The 7,957-nt window shown below is 65.1% G+C and carries 6 protein-coding genes and 1 pseudogene; 1 reads left to right on the forward strand and 6 read right to left on the reverse strand.

Annotated elements, in window-relative coordinates; genetic code table 11:
* Window positions 1-651: pseudogene (locus tag HUK84_RS07200) on the reverse strand (hypothetical protein); the annotation flags it as partial.
* Between the two features lie 237 nt (window positions 652-888).
* On the opposite strand from HUK84_RS07200, the gene HUK84_RS07205 reads away from it, so the two are divergent.
* The gene (locus HUK84_RS07205; protein ID WP_176639680.1) at window positions 889-2,310 is read left to right on the forward strand and encodes a serine hydrolase domain-containing protein; all 1,422 of its coding nucleotides are present in this window, start codon (window positions 889-891) and stop codon (window positions 2,308-2,310) included.
* 18 nt (window positions 2,311-2,328) lie between these two features.
* Here HUK84_RS07205 and HUK84_RS07210 read toward each other — a convergent pair whose 3' ends face one another.
* From HUK84_RS07210 to HUK84_RS07230, 5 genes are all read right to left on the reverse strand, one after another.
* Window positions 2,329-3,768 (reverse strand): UbiA family prenyltransferase, encoded by a 1,440-nt coding sequence (locus HUK84_RS07210; RefSeq protein ID WP_176639681.1) that lies wholly within the window; start codon window positions 3,766-3,768, stop codon window positions 2,329-2,331.
* Window positions 3,769-3,829: 61 nt separating this feature from the next.
* Window positions 3,830-4,129, reverse strand: coding sequence for a hypothetical protein (locus tag HUK84_RS07215; RefSeq protein ID WP_176639682.1), 300 nt, complete (start codon window positions 4,127-4,129; stop codon window positions 3,830-3,832).
* A gap of 133 nt (window positions 4,130-4,262) precedes the next feature.
* The gene (mgrA, locus tag HUK84_RS07220; RefSeq protein ID WP_176639683.1) at window positions 4,263-5,282 is read right to left on the reverse strand and encodes an L-glyceraldehyde 3-phosphate reductase; all 1,020 of its coding nucleotides are present in this window, start codon (window positions 5,280-5,282) and stop codon (window positions 4,263-4,265) included.
* Between the two features lie 51 nt (window positions 5,283-5,333).
* On the reverse strand, window positions 5,334-6,770 hold the full coding sequence (locus tag HUK84_RS07225) for a GGDEF domain-containing protein (RefSeq protein WP_176639684.1): 1,437 nt from the start codon (window positions 6,768-6,770) through the stop codon (window positions 5,334-5,336).
* Between the two features lie 56 nt (window positions 6,771-6,826).
* Window positions 6,827-7,957 (reverse strand): PQQ-dependent sugar dehydrogenase (locus HUK84_RS07230; RefSeq protein WP_176639685.1); only part of this gene is annotated, 1,131 nt, incomplete at its 5' end.

Raw genomic sequence — 7,957 nt, forward strand, 5'->3', positions numbered from 1 at the left:
CGCGGCCCACATCCCCCGGCGCCACTGGACCCAGAGGATGACGGCCAGCGGCGCCGCCGTCCAGACCGCCACGAACGCATTGATGAAGAACGTCACACCGTTCATGGCGAACGCGGCGGCGACGCGGCGGCGCGCGGCCCAGGCCAGCGACAGCAGCATCGTGCCGTTCGCCAGTTCGGAATGCGTGAAATAATCGATCAGCAGTCCGCCGTCGCCCGCCTTGGAGTAGCCGCGCAGGATCGTGGACAGGGCGATCAGCGTCACGAACAGGAGCTGCCTGCCCCGGGATTCGATCCCCAGCAACGCCGCCCAGGCCAGCATGCCGGCGAACAGCACCAGCCGCGAGAAGATCTGCAGGACGAAGAGCAGCGCATAGACGTCCTCGCCCCGCACCCGTCCGGCCAGCATCTGCCAGAATCCCGACGCGTAGAAGCGCAGGGTCTGCACGAACGGATCGTCGGCGAATTGCGGCTCGTCATACAGGCGGGCCAGAATCGGAAAATGATAGAGGTTGTTTTCCTGTCCGCCGGCATATCCGGATATCGCCAGCGACAAGAGCGCGCCGAACGAAACGATCGCGAACGATGCATAATGCCGCAAGGCATATCGTTCATGCGGGATCGCCGTGATCGTGTCGATGCTCGCTTCCATTTTCACCTCGATCCGATTCGTGCGATCGCAAAAACCAAAGACGCGGGGCCGCCTTCGCGGTCATCCCGCGACAATCCACAGCGCCAACCCGTTCCCGCACGGAAAGTTTCATCCGCCCCGGCATCGGCCTGGCCGCGCGAGAGCCGCTGCCGTGCAACCCGGCCGCTGTCCGCGCCTTGTTTACGCGGGCATCGGCCGAACGGCCCCACGCGCCGCGCACACGCCAGGGATCCGATCATGAAGAAAAAGAACCTTGCCGCCGTTTCCATCGTTCTTTGCGGCACGGCACTGGCGTCCGCTGCATTATGGACCCGTCCCGACCGGGCGCTGCGCATCCTGACGGGCGGCATGGCACATGACATTTGCAGCGAGACATTCGTCAGCCTTGTCGATCCGCGGGAGACCATTGCCGAGCGCCGCACGCCCGGCGGATTGATGGGACGGATCGACAAGGCGATGCGCTACGACGTCGACCACGCTCATCAGACCGTCCGTGCCAGTATTCTCGGCGCCTTTTCCAGCCGTGCGATCTATCGCCCCGGAATCGGCTGCACCCTGGTCTATCCGGGGGAGTCCCTGGCGCCGGTCCGCCTCCCCGGCGTCCTGACCGACCATCCCGAAGAGAGCGCGCCGGTCGAGACGGCAATCCCGGCCCTGCACGCGGCACTGGATGCCAGCTTCGCCGCCTCCGCGCAGCCGGCCCGTCACCCGGTCAAGGCGGTCGTCATCATGCATGACGGGCGGATCATCGCGGAACGCTACGCACCGGGATATGGCGTCGACACCCCGGTCTTCAGTTTCTCGGTCGCCAAGTCCGTCATGAATGCGCTGGTCGGCATCCTGGTTCGCGACGGGGCGATCTCGGTCGCGGATACGGCGCCCATTCCTGCCTGGCATGGCCCCGACGATCCGCGCCACGCCATCACGATCGAGAATCTGATGCGCATGGACAGTGGGCTGAACCTGGACGAAGCCGCCGGATGGACGGATCTGCTGCGACCGCGCATCCAGAACATGTTCGCCATTCCCGACCCCTTCCCCGGCGACATTCAGGCCGGGCTGGTCTCGGCCCCGGGCACGCGCTGGGCCTATAGCAGTGCCACGACGCATATCCTGGCCCGCATCGTGCGCGATGCCGCAGGGGGCAGCGGCGCGTCCGTCCAGGATTTCGCGTTTCGGGAATTGTTCCTGCCGGTGGGAATGCGCCACGCGACCCTGGAAATGGATGCGACCGGCACGCCGATCGGCGCCAGCGGCGTCCTGGCCTCGGCACGGGACTGGGCGCGGTTCGGTACGCTGTACCTGAATGACGGCATCGTGGACGGCAAGCGCATCCTGCCCGCCGGATGGGCGCGATTTTCCGCCACGCCGACCCTGAATGCCAACTATGGCGCCGGATGGTGGACCAACCGCCACGCCCCGGCGGCCGCGCCGCCCGTCGGCATGCCCATCATGGCCGGCGTACCCGACGACACCTATTATGCCATGGGCAAGATGGGCCAGTTCATCGCCATCGTGCCGTCGCGGCGGCTGGTCGTCGTCTGGCTCAGCCGGTCCGACGCACCGTTCTTCGGCATCCGGAATTTCGGCCGCCTGGTCGCCTCGGCCGTCGCCACCGTACGGGGCGACGGGCATGATGTCGCGGACGATCACGGATAGTTCCACGGTTTCAGCGGATCATACGGCAGCCAGGACGATCAGCCCGGCGAAGATCATGGCGATCCGACTGGTGCGGTCGCGCAACGCCCAGATGACCGGGTCGTCATGCATGTGGCGCCGGTGCGCGACCATCAGCGCCCGCGCCAGCAGAAACAGCAGGATCGGCGGCAGCAGCCACAAAACGTCGGGGCGACGATACATCGCCCTTACGGAATCCGATGCGATATACAGCGAAAACACCGTGACCGCATTGCAGCCGCATGCCGCCGCCAGCGACGCCAGGACCCCCAGATCGTCCTTGCGATATGCCCGGCTGCTGGATTCCGGCAGGTTCTTGTCCAGCCGCACCAGCAATTCGGTATAACGCTTGACGATCGCAAGAGACGTGAAGACGAACAGCGAGAATGCCAGGATCCATTCGGACAGGACGATGCCGGTCGCCGCCGCACCGCCGACCAGCCGGGCGGTGTAGAGCAATCCCAGCCCCACGACATCGCCCAACTGCTTGCGTTTCAGCCAGAAGGAATAACAGGTGGTCAGGACGACATAGCCAAGCAGCGTGGCCGAAAAGAGCGCCGGCAGCATCATGCACAGGGCGACCGCGCACAGCGCGAGCACGGGAATGGCCGCAAGTGCCGCATGAATCGACAGGCGGCCGCTCGCCAGCGGACGATGTCTTTTCGACGGGTGATGCCGGTCGTCGTCCAGATCGACCAGGTCATTGACCAGATAGATCGCCGAGGCCGTCACGCAGAAGGCCAGGAACGCGGCGATGCTTTGCAGCAAGCCCGGCACGCCGAACGCATGGGCCGCCAGGACGGGCAGAAAGACCAGCACATTCTTGGCATATTGGTGTACCCGCAGGGCACGCATCCATGTTTTCAGGGATTGTCCCGGCTTTTCCAGAACCGTGACGTTATCGGACGATTTCAGCCTGCGCAGCGAGGCGCCGTCCAGCCCGATTGCCAGCCTGCGGCGCGCATGGCGCCAGATTTCAAGGTCCTGCCGGTGATTTCCGACATAATCGAAACCCTGCTCGCCGAAAGCCTCGATCAGCGCCCGTGCCTTGTTGGCGCCGCTGAGATTGGTCTGGGTGTCGCTGGCAAAAACGCCCGAGAAACCGCCAAGATGGCCGGATACCGCGTCGGCATAGCGCGCATTGCTCGCGGTCGCCAGATAGACCGGACGCCCGGCGGCGCGGGCTTCGTCGATCACCGCCAGCACCGCGTCCTGATATGGCAGGGTCGCGGGATCGATCTCGACACGCCCCGCCAGGTCCTGTTTCAACTGCGCCTTGCCGCGCCACAGCGACGAGAACAGCGCGGGCAGGGAGCTGATCTCTCGCCCGACGCAACTGAAAAAGGATTCGATCAACAGATCCGAGGCAATCAACGTGCCGTCGAGATCAACAACCAACGGATATCGCGTTTCATGAATCAGCGCCGCCGACGTATCCATTTCTCGCCTCAATATATATTATGAAATATCTTTTTAATTTTTGAAATAATCCGGAAATTCTTCAATTTATATTGTTCTTTATATTTTCTTGCGTCTTCAGGGATTCGACGCGATAAAAAGCGCCCTTCGCCACCCGCGACGTACGATGTCCGGCAAATCCGAACAGCGCATCGTCGGCAAGGCCGTCGCCGGCACCGCAGGCCAGAGCGTCATCCGACCGGGCAGGATCAGCGGTCGGATAAGGATGTCCATGACAATAATAAGCTAGGTTTTTTGACGTAATTCTGTGTCCGGCCGGCCGCCCGCGTCCGATGACCGATTTTCCGACATCCGGCACACCGGATGTTAATTTTTCGCTCACCGATCGTTAACGTCCGACCGCAAGAGCAACATTCCGCGGCGGCCAAAGTTGCGGACCGCCGACGAAATTTTACCTCGATTTTCTTTCCACGTTTTTCTCTATAGTACGTTTGGGCGCAGGTGACCCACTCCCGTCACCCCAGATCGCGCCACAGATCGATCCCGCCCTCGTGCGCATAGCGATCGATCAGGGTCAGTTCCGCATCGCTGAATGCCAGCCCGTTCAGCGCGTCCACCGAGTCATCCAGTTGCGCGACGTTGCGCGCGCCGATCAGCGCCGACGTCACGCGCGGATCGCGCAGCACCCAGGCGATGGCCATCTGCGCCAGGCTCTGCCCCCGCGCGCGCGCAATGTCGTTCAGCGCGCGGACATGGGCCAGATTGCCCTCGGTCAGCATTGCGGCGGTAAAGGAATCGCCCGCCGCCGCGCGGGAATCGGCCGGCACGCCGTTCAGATATTTGTTCGTCAGCAACCCTTGCGCCAGCGGCGAGAAGGCGATGCAGCCCACCCCCAGCTCGGCCAGCGTGTCCAGCAATGCGGTCTCGACCCAACGGTTCAGCATCGAGTACGACGGCTGGTGGATCAGCAGCGGGACGCCTTCGGCCCGCAGGATCTCGGCCGCCTGGCGGGTCCGTTCGGGTCCATAGGAGGAAATGCCGACATAGAGCGCCTTGCCCTGGCGATGCATCTGCACCAGCGCGCCCATCGTCTCTTCCAGCGGCACGTCGGGCGTGGGACGGTGGGAATAGAAGATGTCGACATAATCCAGGCCCATGCGGCGCAGGCTCTGGTCGAGCGAGGCCAGCAGGTATTTGCGCGATCCGCCGGCACCGTAGGGACCGGGCCACATGTCCCAGCCGGCCTTGGACGAAATGATCATCTCGTCGCGATGCGCCGTGAAATCCTTCCTGAGGATCGTGCCGAAATTCTCCTCGGCCGAGCCGTAGGGCGGGCCGTAATTATTGGCCAGGTCGAAATGCGTCACGCCCCGGTCGAAGGCCCGGCGAATCACCGCGCGTCCGGTCTCGAAGACGTCGATACCGCCGAAATTATGCCAAAGCCCCAGCGAGATCGGCGGCAGATCCAGCCCCGACCGGCCGCAGCGGCGGAAGGTCGCGGATCGATAGCGTTCGGGATTGGGTGTCCAGGTCATGACAGAGTCTCCTTCCATGGCGGACGGACGGCATCATGCGCCGCACATCGTCTATGCGCAGACATCCGCCTCGCTGTTGCTTTCGGCGTCGAACATCACGACCTTGTTGCGGCCGCCGGCCTTTGCCAGGTACAACGCGGCGTCGGCCGCGGCAAGCAGCGGACGCAGGCCCGTCAGCCCGTGGCCGGATGCGTGCACCATGCCGATGCTGATGGTGACGAAGATCGCAGCACCGCCATCGGTCGTGATCTCGAGCGTTTCGACCCGGTGGCGCAGCCGCTCGGCCAGGCTGCGCGCGTCCTGCGGAGCGATATCGAACAGGGTGATGGCGAATTCCTCGCCGCCCATCCGCCCGAACAGGTCGGTGTGGCGCAATTCGCCGGCGATCGCGCGGGTGACCTCGACCAGCACCACGTCGCCGGCGAAATGTCCCATCCCGTCATTGATCTGCTTGAACAGGTCGAGATCGAGCATCATCACCGCGACCCCCTTGAATGACGCGGATATCGGACGCAGCAGCGCCTCCTCGCTCAGTTCCAGGTAGGTCCGCCGGGCCAGCGCGCTGGTCAGGCTGTCCCACGCGACGGCGCGATGCAGTTGCGCGATCAATTGCCGCTGCCGCTCCATGATCGTCGATACCGTCAGCGGCCCCAGCACCATCAGCGTCAGCCCCAGGCGGAACGACGTCGTGACCAGGGTATGGCTGTAGACGTGCGGAATGACGATCAATCCCTCGACCTGCAGGGTGGTGATCGCCGTGTTGAACGCCACCACGACCAGGCTCATGGGAAAGATCGGATAGGCCAGCGCGCACCACAGCAGGGCCGGCACCGGAAAGGCGATGGCGCCCGGACCGCCCAGCAGGACCATCAGCCCGACCGACAGCGCCAATGTCAGCAGCGGCCCCACATGCCGGACATGGCGCCATCCGGGCGTCCAGGACAGCCGCCTGCGCTCGCCCAGCCATCTCTGCCCGGCCAGGCAGACCGTCAGCAGGATGACATAGCGGTTGCATTCCGTGCTGAACCAGACGGCGAAACCGGCCCAGGCCGGCCGGTTGAACATCATGGTGGACAGGCCCGACCCGACCAGCGCCGCGGCGCCCGCCGCGCAGGCGCAGACCACGAACAGGTATAGCATGGCCGATGCCTGGTCCATGCGCCGGCGTTCCGCCCCCATGGCGCGGTACAGGACGTACCCGGTGGCGACCCCCGCCATATTGGCGGCCGTCAGCCAGACATTGACCAGCAGCGTGTCCCCGGCCAGGCCGTCCGCCAGCAGATAGGCCGCCACCGCCGCCAGCCAGCTTCCGGGACGGGCAAGGGTGGGAAAGGCGATGAACAACCCCAGCAGCAGCGCATTGGCCGGCCAGCTTTCCGCCAGCAATCCGAACGGGCGCGTCAGGACGCCGAACATGGCGGCGGCGAACACCGCAAGTCCGACCACGCCGGCTGCCAGCAGGGGGCCAATCGTCCGTTCACGCATCATCTTCCAGCCGCAGCGATTATCGCCAGCCCTTATACAGGCATTTGCGTCAAAAAGCTTCAGCGATGCGGCGCGCCGGTCACCCGCCAGACGACGTTACCCACGTCGTCGGCCACCAGCAGCGCCCCCTGGCCGTCCAGCGCCAGCCCCACCGGCCGGCCATGGACATGGTCGGTGTCGGGCGTCAGGAAGCCGGTCAGCGCGTCGCGCGGCGGTCCGGCGGGATGGCCATCGGCGAAGGGCACGTACAGCACCTTGTACCCGCTCTTGGGCGCGCGGTTCCACGATCCGTGCTGCGCGACGAACAGGCCGCTGCGCCAGGATTCGGGCAGCGAACTGGCCTGCGAGAACACGATGCCCAGCGACGCCGTGTGCGGTCCCAGCGCATAATCGGGCGCGATCGCCCTGGCGACCAGGTCGGGCCGCTGCGGCCGGACGCGCACATCGACATGCTGCCCGTAATAGCTGTAGGGCCAGCCATAGAACGCCCCCTCCTTCACCGAGGTGACATAGTCGGGGACCAGGTCGCTGCCGATCTCGTCCCGTTCGTTCACCGCCGTCCACAGGGCACCGGTCTGCGGCTCCCACGCCAGGCCGTTGGGGTTGCGCAGCCCGGTGGCGAAGGGGCGCAGCGCACCGGTGGCGATGTCGAACCGGTCGATGCGCGCGCGCCCCTCTTCCATCGCCATGCCGTTGTCGGCGACATTGCTGTTGGAGCCGACCGTGACATACAGCGTACGGCCATCCGGGCTGGCCAGCACGTTCTTGGTCCAGTGATGGTTATAGCCCGCCGGCAGGTCCGCCACCTTCGTTCCCGGACCGTCGATATGCATCGCCCCCGGATGATAGGTGAAGCGCATCAGCGCGTCGGCATCGGCGACATAGAGCGCATCGCCGACCAGGGCCATGCCGAACGGCGAATAGAGATGGTCCAGGAACACGCTGCGCTGGTCCGCGACGCCGTCGCCGTCGGTGTCGCGCAGCAGGACGATGCGGTTCGGGCTTTTCTCGCCCGCGCCGACCGCCCCCATGACGAACCGTGCGATGCGGTTCTTCAGCGTGCGGATATCGGTACCGGGCGAGTTGGTTTCCGCGACCAGGATATCGCCGTTCGGCAGCTTGTACAGCCACCGCGGATGGTCCAGCCCGGTGGCGAAGGGCCGCACCGCCAGGCCGGGCGCCGCGACGGG

Source organism: Nguyenibacter vanlangensis, from assembly GCF_013376155.1.
GTDB lineage: Bacteria > Pseudomonadota > Alphaproteobacteria > Acetobacterales > Acetobacteraceae > Gluconacetobacter > Gluconacetobacter vanlangensis.

Excerpts from the sequence above, each read along its gene's own strand:
- HUK84_RS07205 (WP_176639680.1), top strand. The coding sequence starts at position 889 with ATGAAGAAAAAGAACCTTGCCGCCGTTTCCATCGTTCTTTGCGGCACG.
- HUK84_RS07210 (WP_176639681.1), bottom strand. The coding sequence starts at position 3,768 with ATGGATACGTCGGCGGCGCTGATTCATGAAACGCGATATCCGTTGGTT.
- mgrA (WP_176639683.1), bottom strand. The coding sequence starts at position 5,282 with ATGACCTGGACACCCAATCCCGAACGCTATCGATCCGCGACCTTCCGC.
- HUK84_RS07225 (WP_176639684.1), bottom strand. The coding sequence starts at position 6,770 with ATGATGCGTGAACGGACGATTGGCCCCCTGCTGGCAGCCGGCGTGGTC.